The following is a 1,623-nucleotide window of genomic DNA, read 5'->3' as shown; positions in this document are numbered from 1 at the left end:
GTGGTTGTTGATTTCCACCCAGAACTGAGCCGGCATTTCCATCGAGAAGTGAGCCACCTCTGACTATGGATTTCCGGTCATTCAGTGGTCAAGGCGTGATTGTTCTCCTTCTTTTGGCGCGTTGCGGCAGCTGAACTGGCTTTGAAGCGGAAGCTGTCGTTTCCGGTCTCCAGGCTGTGGCAGCGGTGGGTGAGGCGGTCGAGGAGCGCGGTGGTCATCTTGGCATCGCCGAAGACCGTGGCCCATTCGCTGAAGCTGAGGTTCGTGGTGATGACGACGCTGGTGCGTTCGTAAAGCTTGCTCAGCAGATGGAAGAGCAGCGCCCCGCCCGAGGCGCTGAACGGTAGATAGCCCAGTTCATCCAGGATCACCAGATCGAGGCGGGTCAGGCTTTCGGCAAGTTGCCCGGCTTTCCCCTTGGCTTTTTCCTGTTCGAGGGCATTGACCAGTTCGATGGTGGAGAAGAAGCGGACCTTGCGGCGGTGATGCTCGATGGCCTGGATGCCAAGGGCGGTCGCCACATGGGTCTTGCCGGTGCCCGGTCCGCCGATCAGGACCACGTTCTGTGCTCTGTCCATGAACTCGCAACGATGCAGTTGTCGCACCGTGGCTTCATTGATCTCGCTGGCCGAGAAGTCGAAGCCCGAGAGGTCCTTGTAGGCCGGGAAGCGCGCCGCTTTCATATGGTAGGCGATGGAGCGGACCTCGCGCTCGGCCATCTCGGCTTTCAGCAGTTGGGACAGGATCGGCACGGCCGCTTCGAAAGCCGGCGCAGCCTGTTCGATCAGGTCCGTCACGGCTTGTGCCATGCCATGCATCTTCAGGCTGCGGAGCATGATGACGATGGCGCCACTGGCAGGATCATGACGCATGACGGCCTCCTGCAACGGGGGTGCGCAGGCCGTCATAGCGCTCGACATTGGCCTTGGGCTCGCGATGGAGGACCAGAGCCTGCGGGGTATCGAGCGGCGGCCCGCCAATGACCTTGCCGTCGACCAGCCGGTGCAACAGGTTCAGCACATGGGTCTTGGTTGCCACGCCCTCGGCCAGGGCCAACTTCACCGCGGTCAGCACGGCCTGTTCGTCGTGCTGAAGAACCAAGGCGAGAATGTCGACCATCTCGCGGTCTCCGCCGGGTTTGCGGAGCATCTGCTCCTGCAGTTGCCGGAAGGCAGGCGGGAACTCGGCAAAGGGCGCGCCATTGCGCAAGGCACCGGGCTTGCGCTGAAGAACAGCAAGATAATGCCGCCAGTCGCAGATCGTCCGCGGCGGCACCTGGTGATTGCGCTGGAACACGCGACCATGCTCGCACAGGATGTTGCCCTCGGCCGCCACAACCAGCCGGTCCGGATAGATCCGCAGGCTGACGGGGCGATTGGCAAAGGACGACGGCACGCTGTAGCGATTGCGCTCGAAGCTGATCAGGCAGGTGGGCGAGACGCGCTTGCTCAGCTCGATGAAGCCGTCAAAGGCGGGCGGCAACGGCATCAGTGCGGCCCGCTCCGCAGCCCAGACGTCATGGATCGTGCCGGGCAGCGTGCCGTGCGGGGTCTCCTGCCACACCTCTAGGCAACGCTGCTCCAGCCAGGCATTCATCATGTCAAGATCGGGAAAGCCCGGCAT

General features: G+C 62.7%; 1 protein-coding gene and 1 pseudogene. Both read right to left on the bottom strand.

Annotated features, from left to right (window positions below):
• Positions 1-77: 77 nt before the first annotated feature.
• Entirely contained in the window at positions 78-872 is a 795-nt protein-coding gene (gene istB, locus FNJ84_RS21695; protein WP_143795269.1) for an IS21-like element helper ATPase IstB, read from the bottom strand.
• A pseudogene (locus FNJ84_RS21690) lies at positions 862-1,623 on the bottom strand (IS21 family transposase); the annotation flags it as partial. The gene istB and the pseudogene FNJ84_RS21690, both read right to left, overlap by 11 nt.

The sequence above is a fragment of the Paracoccus sp. M683 genome (assembly GCF_007096355.1).
Classification (GTDB): Bacteria; Pseudomonadota; Alphaproteobacteria; order Rhodobacterales; family Rhodobacteraceae; genus Paracoccus.
The sequence above is the reverse complement of the archived record's forward strand: the minus strand, read 5'-3'. Positions and strand labels throughout refer to the sequence as shown.

Bases quoted from the DNA above. Each gene is read 5' to 3' on its own strand.
- istB (WP_143795269.1), bottom strand. From the start codon at position 872: ATGCGTCATGATCCTGCCAGTGGCGCCATCGTCATCATGCTCCGCAGC.